The organism is Actinoplanes sp. OR16, from assembly GCF_004001265.1.
GTDB lineage: Bacteria > Actinomycetota > Actinomycetes > Mycobacteriales > Micromonosporaceae > Actinoplanes.
The window spans coordinates 7845443-7863391 of record NZ_AP019371.1; the positions used below are offsets into that span (position 1 = coordinate 7845443).

Annotated in this window: 12 protein-coding genes; 7 read left to right on the plus strand and 5 right to left on the minus strand. The window is 69.4% G+C overall.

Features of this window, described 5'->3' with window-relative positions; genetic code table 11:
* Nucleotides 1–334: 334 nt before the first annotated feature.
* The 4 genes from EP757_RS36145 to pgi all read right to left on the minus strand — a co-directional run bounded on the left by EP757_RS36145 (nt 335) and on the right by pgi (nt 5757).
* Complete coding sequence (locus EP757_RS36145) at nt 335–1363, minus strand: esterase family protein (RefSeq protein ID WP_127552856.1); 1029 nt, start codon at nt 1361–1363, stop codon at nt 335–337.
* 240 nt (nt 1364–1603) lie between these two features.
* The gene (locus EP757_RS36150) at nt 1604–2968 is read right to left on the minus strand and encodes a glycosyl hydrolase family 18 protein (protein WP_127552857.1); all 1365 of its coding nucleotides are present in this window, start codon (nt 2966–2968) and stop codon (nt 1604–1606) included.
* A gap of 60 nt (nt 2969–3028) precedes the next feature.
* Entirely contained in the window at nt 3029–4096 is a 1068-nt protein-coding gene (locus tag EP757_RS36155; protein WP_127552858.1) for a winged helix DNA-binding domain-containing protein, read from the minus strand.
* A 32-nt stretch (nt 4097–4128) separates the two neighbouring features.
* A complete protein-coding gene (gene pgi / locus EP757_RS36160) occupies nt 4129–5757 on the minus strand; it encodes a glucose-6-phosphate isomerase (protein ID WP_127552859.1) in 1629 nt (542 codons plus the stop codon).
* 162 nt (nt 5758–5919) lie between these two features.
* On the opposite strand from pgi, the gene EP757_RS36165 reads away from it, so the two are divergent.
* The 3 genes from EP757_RS36165 to EP757_RS36175 all read left to right on the plus strand — a co-directional run bounded on the left by EP757_RS36165 (nt 5920) and on the right by EP757_RS36175 (nt 10702).
* Complete coding sequence (locus tag EP757_RS36165) at nt 5920–6609, plus strand: hypothetical protein (protein WP_127552860.1); 690 nt, start codon at nt 5920–5922, stop codon at nt 6607–6609.
* A 122-nt stretch (nt 6610–6731) separates the two neighbouring features.
* Nucleotides 6732–8048: an SWIM zinc finger family protein gene (locus EP757_RS36170; RefSeq protein WP_127552861.1), complete on the plus strand. Its 1317-nt coding sequence runs from the start codon at nt 6732–6734 to the stop codon at nt 8046–8048.
* Nucleotides 8045–10702 carry a DUF6493 family protein gene (locus tag EP757_RS36175; protein ID WP_127552862.1) on the plus strand — a complete coding sequence of 886 codons (2658 nt, stop codon included), beginning with the start codon at nt 8045–8047 and terminating at the stop codon, nt 10700–10702. The genes EP757_RS36170 and EP757_RS36175 overlap by 4 nt, the downstream gene beginning before the upstream one ends.
* A gap of 926 nt (nt 10703–11628) precedes the next feature.
* Here EP757_RS36175 and EP757_RS36180 read toward each other — a convergent pair.
* Nucleotides 11629–12648 carry a LacI family DNA-binding transcriptional regulator gene (locus EP757_RS36180; RefSeq protein ID WP_127554615.1) on the minus strand — a complete coding sequence of 340 codons (1020 nt, stop codon included), beginning with the start codon at nt 12646–12648 and terminating at the stop codon, nt 11629–11631.
* A gap of 241 nt (nt 12649–12889) precedes the next feature.
* On the opposite strand from EP757_RS36180, the gene EP757_RS36185 reads away from it, so the two are divergent.
* The 4 genes from EP757_RS36185 (at nt 12890) to EP757_RS36200 (ending at nt 17887) form a co-directional block, all read left to right on the plus strand.
* On the plus strand, nt 12890–14203 hold the full coding sequence (locus EP757_RS36185) for an ABC transporter substrate-binding protein (RefSeq protein WP_127552863.1): 1314 nt from the start codon (nt 12890–12892) through the stop codon (nt 14201–14203).
* A gap of 71 nt (nt 14204–14274) precedes the next feature.
* A complete protein-coding gene (locus EP757_RS36190; RefSeq protein ID WP_127554616.1) occupies nt 14275–15195 on the plus strand; it encodes a carbohydrate ABC transporter permease in 921 nt (306 codons plus the stop codon).
* Nucleotides 15195–16007 (plus strand): carbohydrate ABC transporter permease, encoded by an 813-nt coding sequence (locus EP757_RS36195; protein WP_174262478.1) that lies wholly within the window; start codon nt 15195–15197, stop codon nt 16005–16007. The genes EP757_RS36190 and EP757_RS36195 overlap by 1 nt, the downstream gene beginning before the upstream one ends.
* A gap of 8 nt (nt 16008–16015) precedes the next feature.
* Complete coding sequence (locus EP757_RS36200) at nt 16016–17887, plus strand: glycoside hydrolase family 127 protein (protein ID WP_232050187.1); 1872 nt, start codon at nt 16016–16018, stop codon at nt 17885–17887.
* Nucleotides 17888–17949 lie beyond the last annotated feature (62 nt).

The window sequence follows — 17949 nt, forward strand, 5'->3', positions numbered from 1 at the left end:
CCCGGGACTGAGCTTCCCGGGACTGAGCTTCCCGGGACTGAGCTTCCCGGGATTGGGCTACCCCGGACCGCGGCTGTCAGGACGGCGCCCTCGTGGAGACCGGAGTCGGCTATTCGTGTGGCGGTCTCCACGGGGCGGCCGTCTATTGCGGCGAGGCCCGGGTCGGGTGCTCCCAACGTACGGAATAGGTCGGCGAGCGTGGCGTCCCGGCTGCGTGGGATGACCGCTACCTCGACCATCGGCAGGCCTGGAAGGCCTGGTTGTTGCGGCGTGAAGATGATGTGCACGACCACCTCGCCTCGTCCCCTCGGACCAGGCTAGCCGCTCGCATCGATCAAGCTGAATGTTGATCTCGGCTCAGGCGGTTGGCGAGCCACTCGACGGCCAGGGGGTAGCGGTAGTCGATGCCGCCGTGGGCGGCCGGGAAGAGCTCGAAGTTGACGCGGTCGGCGGGTAGACCGATTCGGGTCAGGCCGTCCTTGAACGCTTCGGCGCCCAGGTCGAGGAACCACTCGTCGCGGGTTCCGGCGTCGATCCAGACGGCGCGCAGGGATCGCAGCTCGTCGGCGTAGCGGTCGATCATGCGGATCGGATCCCAGGCCAGCCAGCGCTCCCAGAGCTCGGGAATGAGCTGACCGGATCGTGGGTCGAAGGGCAGGCGCGGGGTGCCGTCCTCGTCGGCGGAGAACGCTGCCGTGCAGCCGAGCAGCAGCGTGAGGGACATGTCGTGCTCCTTGGTCATCGAGACCCGGGAGTTGAAGTCGTCCCACCATTTGAGGATGTCGTGGTCATATTCGCGCAGGGCGCGGGCGGACTTGGCGAACTCGTTGAGGTAGCAGTATTCGTAGAGCGCGTCGCCGGCGTGGGTGGCCAGGGCGCCGAAGAGGTCCGGCCGCAGCATCGGGGTGATCATCGCGCCGAAGCCGCCGGAGGACTTGCCGGAGATGGCCCGCGAGTCGCGGTGCGCGATCGTCCGGAATTGAGCATCGACGTAGGGGACGATCTCGTCACAGAGGTACGAGTGGTACTTCCCGGTGCCGGGCGAGTCCACGAACTGCGAGCCGCCGTAGGCCGTCCACGCGTCGACGAAGACGAGGATGCAGCCCGGCGCCCGGTTCTCGGCGAACACCCGGTCGGCTGTCTCGATGAACGGCCGCCGGAACGCCTGGCGATTCCCCCACATCTCGACCTGGCCGGAATAGCCCTGGATCACGTAGATGGCGGGAAAGCGGTCGGTGGTCTCGGCGTACCCGGGTGGCGTGTAGACCCAGAGCGGCCGGACATGCGGATCGCCGAGAGGGTTGTCCTTCAGCAGAACCGAGTCGATGGTCCCTTGATGCAGGTTGCCGGCGAGTTCGAACATGCCCCGAGTCAACCATCACGGCGCATGTTCGCGGCGGACCCATAGCGCGGCGGGCCGCGCGATCCGAACAGCGTCTTCCCGTGGGAGGCATGGAGGGCGGTGATGCTCTGCTATTGACTGAGTGATGCTCAGCGCCGACCCGGTGATCTTCCTGCTCTCGGTGTAGCGGGAAAGGGGGCAGCGCCGGTCCGGGACGGCCGGACCGGCGCTGCCGGTGTAGGGGTCGGTGATTACGGCGGGTCAGCGGCCCTGGAGGGCTTTCACGTTGTCGCCGAAGGTCCAGGACTTGGAGCCGTCCCAGTTGATCGACCAGGTCATCAGGCCCTTGATGCCGGGGACGCTGTTCCAGGCCTGGGTCACCAGGGCCGGGGTCATGTAGCCGCCGCCGGCGCCGGACTGGGCGGGCAGGCCCGGGACCTGCTTGTCGTACGGGATCTTGATGGTGGTGCCCTGGATCGTCAGGCCGTTGTTGAGGCACTGGGTCTGCACGGTGAAGCCCTGCACGGTGCCGGCCGCGTAGGAGTCGCCGCTGCAGCCGTACATCGACCCGTTGTAGTACTGCATGTTCAGCCACCAGAGGCGGCCGTTGTCCAGGTACTTCTTGATGATCGGCAGGTAGGAGCCCCAGATCGAACCGTAGACGACGCTGCCACCCGTCACGTATGCCGTCTCGGGCGCCATGGTCAGGCCGAAGTTCGAGGGCATCGCGGCGAGGACCCCGTCGATGATCCGGATCAGGTTGGCCTGCGAGGTGGAGAGCGTGCCGATGCTGCCGCTGCCGGACAGGCCGGTCTCGATGTCGATGTCGATGCCGTCGAAGTTGTTCGCCTTCAGGATCGGCACGATCGTCGCCACGAACCTGTCGGCGACGGCGCTGGAACTCAGGTCGATGCCGGCGGCAGCGCCACCGATCGACATCAGCACGGTCGCGCCCTGGGCCTTCGCGGCGCAGATCTCGGCGGGCGTCGGGACCTTCACCCCGGCGTCCATGCCGTTCTCCCAGAGGACCGTGCCGTCCGAGCGGATCACCGGGAAGGCCGCCATCAGCACGTTGTAGCCGTGAGAGGTGATCCGGCTGTCGTTGATCGGGATCCAGCCCATGCCCGGGTGCACGCCGTTCGACGCGCCGTCCCAGTTCTCCCAGTAGCCCTGCAGCACCTTGCCGGCCGGACGCCCCTTGATCGCGCAGGCGGGCTGGCTCGTGGACGGGGAAGGCGACGATGACGGCGAAGGCGACGATGACGGCGAACGTGAAGCCGAGGGCGACGCGGACGGCGACGATGACGGCGAGGTGGAGGGTGACGACGACGGTGATGAGGTGGGCGACGGCGACGAACCGCCCGAGCACGCGCCGAGGTCACGCCACAGCGTCGGGGTGGCGGCCGGGTTCCAGCCCGTGCCCGCCCAGGCGGTGTGCGTCACGAGTGCCTGGTACAGCTTCGACTGATAGGTGACCTGCTGGCCCGCGGTGTAGGTCACCCCCTCGGCCCAGACCGTCGAGGAGCAGGCCACGGCGGCCTGACCAGCGGGTGAATAGATCAGCGTCGCTCCCAGTGCCACCCCCACTCCTGCAACCAGCGCGACAAGACCGCGACGAACACCCATGACGGCTCCCTGACACATGCGGACGTGTGCCACACATAGTGGCGTTCACATCCGTAAATATCAAGGGTTCTTAACTATTAACGGCAGCCCGAGATAAGCGGCATAACCCTCCAGGGCGGATTCGAAATCTTCGAGCCTCACCGGTACGTGAGGAAGCACCGTGACGGTCACCGCCCTCTTCCCCACCGTCCGTTTCCAGGTGGCCACCACCCTGCCGTCGTCGACCAGCGTCGACTGGAAGACTCCGTTGCCGCCCGGGATGACCTTCGCCAACTGCTCGACGGAGGCCATCAGCGAACGGTCCTTGTAACCCAGCATGTATTCGTCGAAGCCCGGCAGCGCCCACTGCCCGGTCACCGGCCCCGCGTCGAGGACGGCCTGGTCGGCCCACATCTCCACCCCGTCGACGTCGACCGCGACCAGATCCGCCGCGGCGATCCCGAGCCGGGCGTCACGCATCCCCAGACCGGTCCACCCGGCGAAGTCCTTCACCGGGGCCGGCCCGTGCGATCGGAAGTAGCGCTTCGCGTAGATCGCGAGACCCTCTTCCCGCGACGACGGCGTGAACCGTGCCGGAACCCAGTCGTCCAGCAGCACGAACGTCTGCTCGGCCCCGTCGTTCGGAGCGATCGCGGTGAGGCCGCGCTGTGATGCGTACCAAAGGAGGTGGTAGCCCCTCTGACCGCCGACATCGATGCCGCCCCCGGTGAGCGCGGCCACGCAGGCAGATCGCGTGAGGCGGCCCCCGGCGCTGGTCAGGGCCTCGGTGAGGAGCTCCATCGACCGGTTGGCGATCTTCTCGTCGAGGCCGAGGTATTCCCAGCGTCTCGCCACGCCGGTGAGCTGCCGGACGCCGGTGAGATCGAGCATCCAATGGGCGTCGGCGGACGGGATGAAATGGACCGTGCCGCGCATCGGCCAGGTGCGCACGACGTGGCGCTCCTCGGTGGCGGCGACCACCTCGGGCAGGGTCAGGCCGGTCCGCACGCCCAGCGACCAGAGCCCGCTGTTGAGATCCTGGGCTTGCATGGCGCCGAACCACTCGACCACGGTCCTCACATCGCCGTGCGGGCCCGGCCCGAGCAGGAGGCTGCGAAGGCGAAGGCTCAGTGCCGTGTTTCCATCCACGACACTGAGCCTAGAGAAGCCCTACGACATTTTCAGCGACCGCGAGCCGCGCGGTACCTCTTGATCAGGGTGTTCGTGGAGGAGTCGGCGTCGTCGGCCGGCGCGTCCGCCGAGGTCAGCTTCGGCGCGACCTGGTTCGCCATCGCCTTGCCGAGCTCGACACCCCACTGGTCGAAGGAGTTGATCTCCCAGACGATGCCCTGGGTGAAGGTGATGTGCTCGTAGAGGGCCACCAGCTGCCCGAACGTCGCCGGCGTGAGGCGCTCGGCGAGGATCGTGGTGGTCGGGTGATTGCCCTGCATGACGCGGTGCGGGGCGACGGTGTCGCTCGTGCCCTCGGCCTTGACCTGCTCCAAGGTCTTGCCGAACGCGAGGGCGCCGGTCTGCGCCAGGAAGTTCGACATGAACAGGTCGTGCATCTCGCCGATGTCGTGGTTCGGCACGCTGAAACCGATGAAGTCGGCCGGGATCAGCTTCGTCCCCTGGTGGATGAGCTGGTAGAACGCGTGCTGGCCGTTGGTGCCGGGCTCGCCCCAGAAGACCTCGCCGGTCTGGAAGCTCACCGGGTCGCCGTTGCGCCGCACCGACTTGCCGTTGCTCTCCATGGTCAGCTGCTGGAGGTAGGCGGCGAAGCGGTGCAGGTACTGCGCGTACGGCAGGACGGCGTGCGACTGGGCGCCGAGGAACGTGTCGTACCAGACGTTGAGCAGGCCGAGCAGGGCCGGGACGTTGCGCTCGATCGGCGTGGTGCGGAAGTGCTCGTCGACGGCGTGGTAGCCGGACAGCATCTCGGCGAACTTCTCCTTGCCGATGGCGATCAGCACGGAGAGGCCGACCGCGGACGGCAGCGAGTAGCGGCCGCCGACCCAGTCCCAGAAGCCGAACATGTTCTCGGTGTCGATGCCGAACTCGGCGACCTTGGACGCGTTGGTGCTCACCGCGACGAAGTGCTTCGCCACCGCGGCGTCGTCGTTCAGCTTCGCGAGGAGCCACTGGCGGGCCTCGCGGGCGTTGGTCAGCGTCTCCTGGGTCGTGAACGTCTTCGAACAGACGATGAAGAGGGTCGACGCCGGGTCGAGGTCGCGGGTCTTCTCATATAGATCGGTGGGGTCGATGTTGGAGACGAAGCGGCACTCGATGTCGCGCTGCGAGAAGTCCTTCAGCGCCTCGTACGCCATCACCGGTCCGAGATCCGACCCGCCGATGCCGATGTTCACGATCGTGGTGATGCGCTGGCCGGTGTGCCCGGTCCACTCCCCCGACCGGATCTTGTCGGCGAACGCGCCCATCCGGTCCAGGACCTCGTGGACGTCCTTGACGACGTCCTGCCCGTCGACGGTCAGCTTCGCGCTTCGCGGCAGGCGCAGCGCGGTGTGCAGCACCGCCCGGTCCTCGGTCACGTTGATGTGCTCGCCGGCGAACATCGCGGTGATCTTCTCGCTCAGCTTCGCACGCTGGGCCAGCGCGAACAGGGCGGTCAGCACCTCGTCGGTGACCAGGTTCTTGCTGTAGTCCACGTACAGGTCGGCCACCTCGGCGGCGTAGCGCTCACCCCGCTGCGGGTCGCTGCCGAACAGGTCGCGAAGGTGCACCGCCGAGAACTTCTCCGCGAGCCCCTGCAGGCTCTGCCACTCGGTGCTGTCGGAAACGTGTTCGCTCATCTCTCCCACTCCGGACCGTTTACTAGCACAACTCGCCCATCGTGGCACGGAGTTCATGGTCATGCAGACGATCCGCGCTCATGGCGGACCCACATCTTGATCACACACGTGTCGGAGAGCTCCCGGCGGCGTTCGTCCACCGCGCTGACTACACTCGCGGCCATGGCACGCCTGCTGTCCGACGCCATCGCGCGCCATCGGCGACCGATCCTGGTCGTCATGGCGGTGCTGGTGGCGGCCACGCTCCTGGCGCGATCCCTGGGCGCCGACCCGGAGCTGCTCGCACCCTGGCTGTTCCTGACCGCGGTGACCGGCGGCCTGCTCTACGCCCTGCTCCCGCTGGCGCCGTCGAACCGCAAGCGGCCGGACGCCTTCGACGCGGACGGCCGCACCTTCCGGACCCCGCCGGCCTCCGACGTCGTCATCGCGGGCGTGACCCACCTGTCCTGGCTGGGTTTCTCCGTGCTCTACGGCGACGCCTGGGTGACGGCCGTCCTGCTGGCCGTCCTGGCCCTCTACCCCCGTGCGCTCCGGCACGGCGTCCGGCTCACCCTCACCCCGGACGGCCTGTACGACGAGAAGTACGCCGGCACCGTGACGATCCCGTGGGAGGCAGTCCCGACGCCGTCGTCCAGCACCACGCGGATCCGCCTCGGCATCGGCCGCCCCGACCTGGTCACCACCACCGGCTGGACCGTCAACCGCCGGACCCTCGAATTCGGCGGCGTCGGCGTCCCCTTCGTCGCCGCGGCGATCGAGCACTACCGCGACCATCCTGGCGAGCGCGTCCTCATCGGCACGGCCGAGGGCCACGGCCGGCTGAAGGGCGCAACCACGCACCCGTCGCCGTAGGTCGCCGGGCGGCCCGGACCGGGCAGGTGATCGCGTTCATGTGGGGGCCTTGTCGTGTGCGGTGGGGGACTGCCGCTATCCGCGTACAAGAAAATGTCGTACCGGGGCCCTAGGTTCTCGGCATGGTTTCCGCGGCGTACTCGTACCTCGGCTCGTCCACCCTGGACGACGGCCTCACCCTCCAGACCTCCGGCGGTCCGGCGGCGCACCCCCGCTTCTTCACCGGCTTCCTCACCGATCCGGGCGCCGCGGCCACCGGTCTGCTCGCCGTCGCCGAGGTCGCGCGGACCCGCTATTTCCGGCCGGTGAGCCTGGCCAGCCTCGATCCGGTGGTGACCGCCGGGTCGGACAGGCTGCGTTTCGAGTCGTTCTCCGGCTGCTGCGGCGTCTACGCGCGACTCGACGTGCTGCCCGGCGGTCTGGACGGCGAGATCGTCGCGCACGGGACCACCAACGTCGACGTGAACGTGCCGCTGCAGAGGGCGCTGACCAGGGTGGGCCGGGCCGATCCGCTGCACGTCGCGGTGGGTCCCGACGATCTGACCGTGACCACGTTCGACGGTGAGCTGGTCGAGCGCAAGGTGCCGCTGCCGTCCCGCTGGCTGCGCGGTTTCGCCGAGGCGCAGGTGCTCACGTCCCGTTTCGAGCCGCGCGCCGAGTTGAGCATCGCCGACGCCCGCACGCTGCTGCAACGCCTCTCCGCGACGGACAAGTCGGTGCTCTGGGCTATTCCGGCGGGGCGCACGCTCCGGCTCACCTCCCGGCCCGCGCCGGGCGCGGTCTGCCTGCCGGGCGCCGGGCGTCTGATCGCGATCAAACCCTTCCTCCGGTACGGGGGGAGGCTCACCGTCTACGGCCCTCCCGTCAGCGCGGGCAGCGGCCCGGTCGCCAGCACGTGGGAGCTGAGCCTGCCGACCCTGCGCCTGTCGTTGACGCTGTCGCCCGAGCCGTACCGCGGATTCTCCGGCGAGGGAGCGGTCCTCGACTCCCTGGCCGGTGACGAGGCGGCCGACGACGCCGACCTGATCAGCGCGCTGCTGTCCTGGGACCCGACGATCGACGTCCCGGCTCTCGCCGACGCGTCCGGGCTCGGCGCCGGCCGTGTGCGCGACGCGCTGACCCAGCTCGGCACGGCCGGGCGGGTCGGCTACGACGTGGCCGAGGCGGGCTACTTCCATCGCACCCTGCCCTACTCCGCCGACGTGGTGGCGAAGATGAACCCCCGGCTCGCCGGCGCGCAGGCCCTGGTCGAGGCGGGCGCGGTCACCGCCGGCGCGGACGTGTCGGTGGTGCGCAGCGGCGACGAGACCTACCACGTCCGGCACGAGACCTTCTCCTGCACCTGCCCCTGGTGGGCGAGACATCGCGGCGATCGAGGGCCGTGCAAACACGCCCTCGCCGTCCGGATGGCGCTGACCGCGGCCGAGGTGCCGGCATGAGCCTCACCTGGCCCGAGATCCACGAGCTCGCCCGCCGCGGCGACGCACCCGGCATGATCCGGCTCCTCGCGGCGGCGACAGCGGCCGAGCGGACCGCGGCGTTCCCGGTGCTCGCCGCCGAGATCAAGGCGAGGATCGAGCCGGAGATGCAGGCCCGGACGCCGTACGCACTGGCCGTCGTCGGCACCGCCCCGACCGCGGCGAAAGCTCTGCCGGTCCTCCGCCGGACCGCCCTGGACACGTGGAACTGGCAATCCGGCGACGTGTTCCTGGCCTTGGCCGCCGCGCTCGAGCTGCCGTGGATCGGCGAGCTCGGGCAGCGCCTGGCCGAGCGGCTCCCGGCCCGCGACCCGTGGCCGGACGACTGGTTCTTCGCGGCCGCCCTGATGCGCGGCGCCGGCGTCACCCCGCCGGTCACCGAGGGCGTGGTCCGCAGCTGGGTGCGTGCCTACGTCCGCCCATGGCGCCCCAGCAAACCGGTTCCGCCCCTGGTCGAGCGCCTGCGCGACGACCCCTGGCGCGACCTGCTGCTTCCGGCCGTCTTCGAGTTCGACTCGATCGGCGCCGACTTCGGGACGGCCTCGCTCAGCGGGAGACCGCAGTTCCCCGACGCGGTCGCCGCCCTGGCCCGCGAGGGCGTCCTGGAACGCAAAACCCTCCTCGAATCCGTCGTCGACCGTCTCCTGCGTGGCGGCCGCCCTCACGACCTGCGCGCCTTCACCCTGCTCCACGACGCGCTGGCGCCCACCGTCGACGAGCTGTCGACGCACGCCCTGGACTACGCCCGGCTGCTGGCCGCCGGCCCCGGCCCGGTCGCATCCCTGGCCCAGCGCTCCCTCCGCACCGTCGACGACGCCGGCCGCCTGGATCTCGACGTCCTTCTGCAGGCCAGCGCTCTTTTCCGCCCCGAGAAGACCCTGGTAAAGGCACAGCTCACCTGGCTCGACAAGGTGGCCCGCCGTGAACCCGCCCGTGCCGCCGAGGTGGTGGTGACGATCGCCGAGGCGTTCGGCCACAGCGCCCTGGACATCCAGGAGAAAGCCCTCGACCTGGTCACCAAGCACCGCGCACTCCTCGACCGACCCTCGTGGGATGCGATCGCCCCGCTGGTGTCCTCGCTGGGTGGCGACCTCCCTCAGCAGGCAGCACACCTCTTCGACAGTCCCTCCACCACTGTCTCCGCAGCCGGATCGCCGCAGCTTCCGCCGCCCGCCGCCGTCGCGGAGATGCCACCGCCGATCACCGACCCGGCCGAGCTGGCGGAAGAGCTCGCCGCCCTGGTCCACGGGCAGTCTGCGATCGGCTGGGAACGGGTCCTGGCCGGCGTGGTGTCCCTCTACGCCGGCGGCGACCACGACTCCCTGGCCACGACACTGCTCCCGGTCGTCGACCGCTATGCCGGCTGGTTCGCGCCGAGCCGGTGGAACGCCGGCTCACCCTTCGTCAGCCTGGGCCTGGCCATCCGGGCCGCCACCTCGCACGATGCCGCACCGGCGCTCCACGATCTGGCCGGCGCGGTGCGGATCGCGTGGCACGAGGGCCGGCGCGGGCTTCCCGGCTCGTCGTTCTCCTCCCGGCCCGACGGCGTGCTGGCGCTGCGGGCCGCCGAGGTGGCCGTCCACCTGACCGGCACGATGGTGCCGATGACGGTCGCCACGCCGACCCACGTGAACGGCAGCGTCGACGCCGCGGCGCTGCTGGCCCGGCTGTCCCGTGCCGAGGCGGAGGGCTGGCAGCCCTGGCCGTTCGACTTCGAACAGGCCCTGCTCCGCCTGCCACGCGACACCGGCAGCGCGATCGTGGAGCAGGCCGCGCGGCTCACGTCCCCGGCCGGGCGGCAGTTCGCCCAGTGGCTCACGAGTGGCGGGCTGCCCGACCCGGTGAGCGAGCCGTTCACGCAGCCCGGCGAGAAGGGGCGGGACGGCGGCTGGACCTGGGACACCCCGGTCCCGCGCCGGATGGCGGCCGCCCTGCGACCGGCCCGTGACGGCGGCCTGCGCCTCGAACGCCAGTTGCTCACCCTGACTCCGGCGAAGCACCCGGTCTACATGCCCGGCGACTTCGACGGGATCGAGGACATCCTCGCGATGGTCCTGCCGCACCACCGCGAAGTGGCGGCGGCCTGGGCCCTGGCCGACATCGCCTCGCTGGCCGACCAGAACCAGCGCGGCGCTGCTCGGCTCCTCCCACTGCTGGCCGACTGCTCCGGACCGGTGGGCCCGGCGACGGCGTACGCCCTGGCCTACGCCTTGGCGGCCAAACACGAACCGGACCGCGCCGCGGCGGCCGACACATTCCTGTCCCTGGCCGCCGCCGGTGACCCGGTCATCGCCCCGCTGGTGGGCGCCGCTCTCGCCGACCTGGCCTCCGACGGAACGATCAAGATGACCCGCGTACTCCCCGCCCTCACCGACATGCACCGCGCCGGCGCCTCGACGGCGGTGTGGGATCTACTGGTGGCAGCCCTGCCTCCGCTGTTCGCGACCACCGCCCGGGCCCTCCCCGACCTGCTGGAGATCGCCAGCCAGGTGGCGGTCGCGCTCGGGGTGAAAGGCGATCCGGTGCCGGGCCTGACCGAGGTGGCCGGCCGTGGCGGCTCGACCCGCGTGGTGAAGGAGGCGAGACGCCTGCACTCGATCCTCACGGCCTCATGATCGGCGCCGGGCCTCGCCCACCACAACACACACACTCCAGATCTTGAGCGATTCTCTACCGCCGGCTGTCGAGGATCGCGCAAGGTCCCCTCATGGAGGGCAGTAGTGCGGTGCTGCGGCTTTCGTGCTCTGGCTATCCAGCCCGGATCTTGGATGATTGTGGCCCCGGTCAGTCTGGATCTTGGGTTGGCGCCTGCCCACGGAAGCGGATCTTGGATTGGCGATTGGCGAAGGGCTCGGATCTTGGATCGCCGCTTGGTGACTGGAGCGGATCTTGGATTGGCGTCGATTCTCGGCCTTCACTTTGGATCGAGTAGGGCTTGCCAGGGCGGATCTTGGATTAAACACCGGCGGGCAGGCGGCACGTGAGGTGGCCGACCCGTGGCTCGTGACTGCGGGCCGTAGGTCGTCTATCAGTTTAGTGACTCGTTCGGTGCTTGAGTTGCGGCTCGTGGGGTTCGTTCGGCCGGGGCGAGCGCACACACAACGCGATCGCGTTCGCTGGCCGCCCCCATGGGGGCGGTGATCGCACACGAACCATCGGCGCGTGCGATCACCGCCCCGTCATCCCAGCCGCGCGTGCGTTGACCGCCCCGCCGTTCAGTGACGCGTGCGTTGACCGTCCCGCTGTTCAGTTACGCGTGCGTTGACCGTCCCGCCGTTCAGTTACGCGTGCGTCGAGCGTCCCGCCGCTCAGTTACGCGTGCGTCGACCGCCCCGCTGTTCCCGGTTGGTTGTGCCTGCGTGTGGTGCCCCGGCGGCTCGTTGCATGCTGGCGCGCCGAAGTGATCGCTCAAGATCTGCGGCGTGCGGTGCAGGACCGTGCCGTTTGGTGCGGGGACCGCGCACTTCGGGACCGCGCGGTGCGGGGTGGAGGGGTAGGAGCTGGTTCTCTGCTCGGGTGGGGGTCGGCAGAGGGTGGGCGGTCAGCGCAAGGGTGCGGTGGACTCCCTGGTCAGGAGACGGACCGGGAGGGTCTCGACGCCGGAGGCTAGGTTGCCGTCCATTGCTGCTGAGAGGCGCTGGGCTGCCGTGCGGCCGAGCTGTTCGAGGTTGAGGTCGACGGTGGTCAGGGGTGGGCGGGCGTTCGCGGCCAGGACCTGCCAGTTGTCGAAGCCGATGACGGCCACCTGGGAGGGTACGTCGATGCGTTCCTCGTGCAGGACGTCGAGGACGCCGCGGGCGATCTCGTCGGAGCCGGCGAAGATGGCGTCGACGTCGGGGCAGCGGTCGAGCAGCATCCGGGTGGCGCCGCGGCCCCACGCCTCGGACCACATGCCGAACCAGACCTCGCCGCCGGCCAGCGCCAGGCCCTCTTCGGCGAGCCGGTCGAGGGCACCGCGGGCACGGTCCTGGGCGGCGCCGTAGCCGGGGTCGCCGGTGATGTGGGCGATCCGGGTGCGGCCGCAGCGGATCAGATGGTCGACGGCGAGCCGGCCGCCGCCGACGTTGTCGGTGACCAGGGAGAGGTCGGCCGGGTCGTCGGAGGGCGAGTACGCGTAGATGACCGGCACCGGCAGGTCGCGGCCGAGCGACGGGCGCTGGTCGGGGCGGGCGCCCACCACGATGAGGCCGTCGACGCGGCGGGACAGCAGGGCGCGCAGGTGGTGCTTTTCGCGGATCGCGTCACCGCGGGCGTCGCAGAGGAAGACCGATGTCTGGTCGGAGCCGAACGCGTCCTCGGCCCCCATCAGGATCGGGATCGAGAAACGACCCTCCAGGTCGGACGTGAGCAGGCCGACCGTGCCACTGCGCTGAGTGATCAGGCCTTGGGCCAGCGTGTTCGGTGAGAAGGACAGCTGCTCGGCGGCCTTGACCACCCGGGCCCGCGTCTCGGCTCGCACCTGGGGCTGACCGTTCAGCGCCTTCGACGCCGTCGCCACGGACACGCCGGCGAGCCGGGCCACGTCGCGCAGCGTGACGGCACGGTTGGCCGCCGCCCCCATGGTGTCCACGCCTCGCCTCCGATCCGGACGATTGTCGGCCGGTGCATCGCCCACTGTCGAACCTCTTGACAAGAAAATCTCCACAGCATTACGTTTCTGAAAACCTTTTCGGCAGTGACGAAACACTTCCGACCCAACCACTTTTCCCTGCTGATCTACCGCGTCGGGCAGCAGCCAGCGTAGCCCATCCCGCGGCAACTCCGAAACATAAGTCCGAAACGCGGTTTCGAGGAGGACTACAGTGAGGACACGGATATTCCGGGGCTATCGCAGAGCCGTCGCGTCGGTCGCGGCTCTCGGCCTGATCGCCGGCATGGCGGCCTGCGGATCGAGCGATGACGACCAGGGCGGCGACGCGGCGGCGGCGGTCACGGCGACCGGCACCGACGACGGCTCGGAGCTGACGCTCTGGACCCGCGCGCCGCTGGAGCTGCAGGCCAACGCGCTCGTCGACGCGTACAACAAGACGCACAAGAATCAGGTCAAGCTGACCATCGTGCCGAACGACGACTACGTGGCCAAGGTGGGCGCGGCGGCCGGCTCGGGCGACCTGCCCGACCTGTTCGCGGCGGACATCGTCTACGTGCCTAACTGGACGAAGTCCGGCCTGTTCGCGGACATGACCGAGCGGATCGGCCTGCTGCCGTACGCCGACAAGATCAACAAGGGGCACATCGACGCCGGCACGTACGAGGACAAGAAGTACGTCCTGCCGTTCGTCCTGGACCTCTCGGTGATGTTCTGGAACAAGGAGCTCTACAAGGCGGCCGGCCTCGACCCGGAGAAGGGCCCGACCACCCTCGACGAGTTCAAGACGCAGGCCCTGGCCGTGCAGAAGCTGAACAAGCCGGACACGTACGGCACGTTCTTCGGTGGCAACTGCGGCGGCTGCAACGTCTTCACCTGGTTCCCGATGGTCTGGGCCAGCGGCGAGGAGGTCATGGACCCGGAGGGCACGAAGTCGCTGCTCGACGGCCCGGCCGCGCAGAAGGTCTACTCCACCTGGCGTGAGCTGCAGGACGCCGGCGCGGTCGACCCCGGATCCAAGGACGAGACCGGCGCCACCTGGGTCGCCGCGTTCCAGGAGGGCAAGATCGGCGTGATGCCGTACCCGGCCACGCTGCTCAAGACGGCCGCTGAGACGGTCGACGTCGGCGTCACCGGCATCCCCGGTGTCAGCGGCGGCCAGTCCACCTTCGTCGGCGGCGACGGCATCGGCATCTCCAAGGACTCGAAGCTCAGCGACCAGGCGTGGAACTTCCTGTCCTGGCTGACCTCCGAGGACGCGCAGGTCGGCGTGCTCGCCGCGAACGACAGCACGGTCGCTCGCAGCGACCTGGCCGACAACCAGTACTCGGCCAAGGACCCGCGGATCGCCCTGATCAACAAGGTCGCCGGCGAGCCGCAGTCGAAGACGCCGTACGCGGTCAACTTCCAGCAGGCGTTCAACGCGCCGGGCAGCCCCTGGGTCACCCTGCTGCGCAATCAGGTCTACGGCGACGCCGGGGCGCTCGCCGGCGACAACAGCGCGGTCACCGGAGTGCTGGGCCAGTAGAGGCGATGAGTTGCGGCGCCGGGCCGTCCCCGGCGCCGCTGCCGCCCGTACAGAAGAAGGAAGCGCACGTGATGGCACCTGCAACGACCCTCACCAAGCCGCCGGAAGGCGCTGTGGCGCCGACCGGCGCGAGCAGAAGAAGGAAGCGGCGGCCCCAGATGGCCGGGTGGGCCTACGCCGCACCGACCGCCCTCTTCGTCCTGATCTTCTTCGTGACGCCGGTCCTGCTGGTCGGGCAGATGTCGATCTCCGATTGGGGGCTGTTCGCCGGTAACCGCGGGATCAACGCGCCGGAGAACTTCACCAAGGTCCTCGACGACCGGCTGTTCTGGCCGGCGGTGTGGTTCACGGTGAAGTACACGGTCGTCACCACCGTGATCCTCATCGGTCTCGCGCTGGGGCTGGCGATGCTGGTCCAGGAGTCCAGCCGGTGGACCGGATTCCTGCGCACCTCGTTCCTGGTGCCGAGCGCGCTCGGCCTGGCGTCGGCGTCGCTGCTGTTCTACGCGCTCTACTCACCGCAGAGCACGCCGCTCGGCTTCCTGGGCATCGATTCCTTCCTGGGTACGCCGACCGCCGCGCTCTGGTCGACGGTCGCCCTGATCGTGTGGCGCTTCGCCGGGTTCTACATGCTGTTGCTGCTCGTCGGCCTGCAGGGCATCTCCGGAGATGTGTACGAGGCGGCGCGCCTGGACGGCGCCGGCCGCTGGCACACCTTCCGTTACGTCACGCTGCCGCTGCTCAAGTCCTCGATCGCGCTCTGCACGATCCTCTGCATCACCGGCTCGATGCTCGCCTTCGACCAGTTCTACATCCTGACCAAGGGCGGCCCGGACAACAGCACGGTGACCATCGTCCAGCTCGTCTACAACATGGCCTTCTTCGGGCAGAACAACCTCGGCAAGGCCGCCGCCCTGTCCATCCTGGTGCTCGGCGCGCTGCTGGTGGTCAACGTGATCCAGTTCCGTGGCCTGCGCGAGAAGGAGAGCTGATGTCCTGGATCCGGATCCCGCAGAACGTCCTCGCCGGCGCTCTCGGCATCATCTTCCTCTTCCCGCTGGCCTGGGCCGCCGTCGCTTCGGTGAGCCCGCAGGCGGGCACCGCGCAGGTCGACGGCTGGGGCTTCGGCAACTACGAGACCCTCGCGAACTACCAGGCCGGCATCGGCCAGTACCTGATCAACTCGACGATCGTCTCGGTGCTGACAGTGCTGTTCACCCTGGTCGTCAGCGTCCTCGGCGGCTACGCGTTCGCGATGTTCACGTTCCCGGGGCGCAACGTGCTGTTCCTGGTCACCCTCGCGATCCTGATGGTGCCGTACGCGACCCTGCTCATCCCGCTCTACGTCCTGCTCAACGACCTCGGCCTGCAGGGCTCGCTGGTCGGCCTGGCGCTCGTGCTGACCATGTTCCAGCTGCCGTTCGCGGTCTTCATGATGCGGATCTCGTTCGAGTCGATCCCGAACGAACTGCGCGAAGCCGCCCTCATCGACGGCTGCGGATCGTTCCGTGCCCTGCTGCACGTCCTGGTCCCGGCCGTCAAACCCGGCCTCATCACGGTCGGCCTGTTCGCGTTCCTGGCCGCCTGGAACGACTTCATCACGCCGCTCGTGCTGATCAGCGACTCCGACAAGGCTCCACTCCCGCTCGCCGTCGCCAACATGCGCCAGCAGGTCATGGGCATCGTCGACTACGGCGCGACGGAGGCCGGCGTGGTCGTGCTGGCGCTGCCCTGCGTGCTGCTCTTCCTCGCCCTCCAGCGGCACTACGTCCGCGGGTTCATGTCCGGCGCTCTCAAAGGGTGAACACTCTAGTGACGATCAACGAAGTCATTGATCAGCGGCTCGGCGCTCCGGTCGCTCCCAGCCACGGCACACTGCGACCGCTCGGACTCCACGAGGTGACCTTGCGGCCCGGTTTCTGGCACCGCCGCCAGGAGGTCAACCGGGACAACTCGCTCGCGCACATCGAGCGCTGGCTCACCCGGGCCGGCTGGCTCGGCAACTTCTCCTCCGCGCCGTCCGAGCGGCAGGGCCGGGAGTTCTCGGACAGCGAGATCTACAAGTACCTGGAGGCCGTCGCCTGGCAGCTCGGGCACACGCCCGACCCCGATCTGGAGGCCCGCTACCACGCGATCGTCGCTCAGGTCGCCGCCGCTCAGCAGCCCGACGGGTACGTGAACACCAACTTCGGGCGGCCCGGTCAGGAGCCTCGGTACAGCGACCTCGAGTGGGGGCACGAGCTCTACTGCTACGGGCATCTGATCCAGGCCGCGGTGGCGCGGGCTCGTACCCACGGCGCCGATCAGCTCGTCGAGGTCGCCATCCGAGCGGCTGATCATCTGTGCGCGGTGTTCGGGCCGGACGGGATTCCGTCGGTGTGCGGGCATGCCGAGATCGAGCCGGCGCTGGTCGAGCTGTATCGAGTCACGGGTAATAGGACATATTTGGATCAGGCCGCGCTTTTCATTTCCCGGCGCGGCAATCAGGTGCTTTCCGACATCGAGTTCGGACGGGCGTATTTTCAGGACGACATTCCGGTCGAATCGGCTTCCATCCTGCGCGGGCACGCCGTCCGGGCGGTCTACCTCGCGGCCGGCGCCGTGGACGTCGCCGTCGAGACCGGGGACGACACGCTCCTCGACGCCGTCGTGCGGCAGTGGCGGGCGACGGTGGCGCGGCGGACGTACATCACCGGCGGCATCGGCTCGCGGCATCAGGACGAGGCGTTCGGCGAGGACTTCGTGCTGCCGCCGGACCGGGCGTACTCCGAGACGTGCGCGGGGGTCGGCTCGGTGATGCTGGCCTGGCGGTTGCTGCTCGCCGACGGGGATCCCGCGTATGCCGACCTGATCGAGCGGACGCTGTTCAACGTCGTCGCCACATCGCCGTCGGACGACGGGACGCGGTTCTTCTACACGAACACGCTGCATCAGCGGGTGCTCGGCACGGAGCCGCCTGCCGATCAGCTGGTGCCGCGGGCTGCTTCGACGTTGCGGGCGCCGTGGTTCTCCGTCTCGTGCTGTCCGACGAATGTGGCGCGGACGTTCGCGGGCCTCGCCGCCTATATCGCGACATCTGATGATTCGGGTGTGCAGATACACCAATATGCGGCCGCGTCGGTCAAGGTCGGTGACGTCGCTCTTGAGATCGAGACCGATTATCCGGTCAGCGGCCGGGTGGTCGTGCGGATCGTGGAGTCGCCGTCCTCGCCGTGGACGCTCACGCTGCGGGTACCGCACTGGGCGACCGAGGCGACAGTGGACGGTTCTCCGGTCTCCCCCGGTGCGGCGCGGATCCGCCGCCGCTTCGCGCCCGGCGACACCGTCGTGCTCGATCTCGCGGTCCGGCCGCGGCTCACCGCGCCCGATGCCCGGATCGATGCGGTACGGGGATGCGCGGTCATCGAGAGGGGCCCGGTGGTGTACTGCGCCGAGTCCGTCGATCTGCCCCCGGGCGTGACCGTCGACGCGCTGCGGCTCGATGCCACGGCCGGCCTCACCGACCTGAGCGACGGGGTCGGCGTGTCCTGCCACATCACCGCCTCCGCCGACTCACCGTGGCCCTACGGCGCCGCGCGCTCCGAGGCGGTCGTCGCCGACGGGGTGCCGGTGACCTTGCGGCCCTACCACGACTGGGCGTCCCGGGGCCCGTCCACGATGAGGGTGTGGCTGCCACTGGCCTGATCCCCGCCTTCGTGTCGCTCTCCCGGACCGGGACAGCGACGAGCCACAGCCGGCGCTCACGA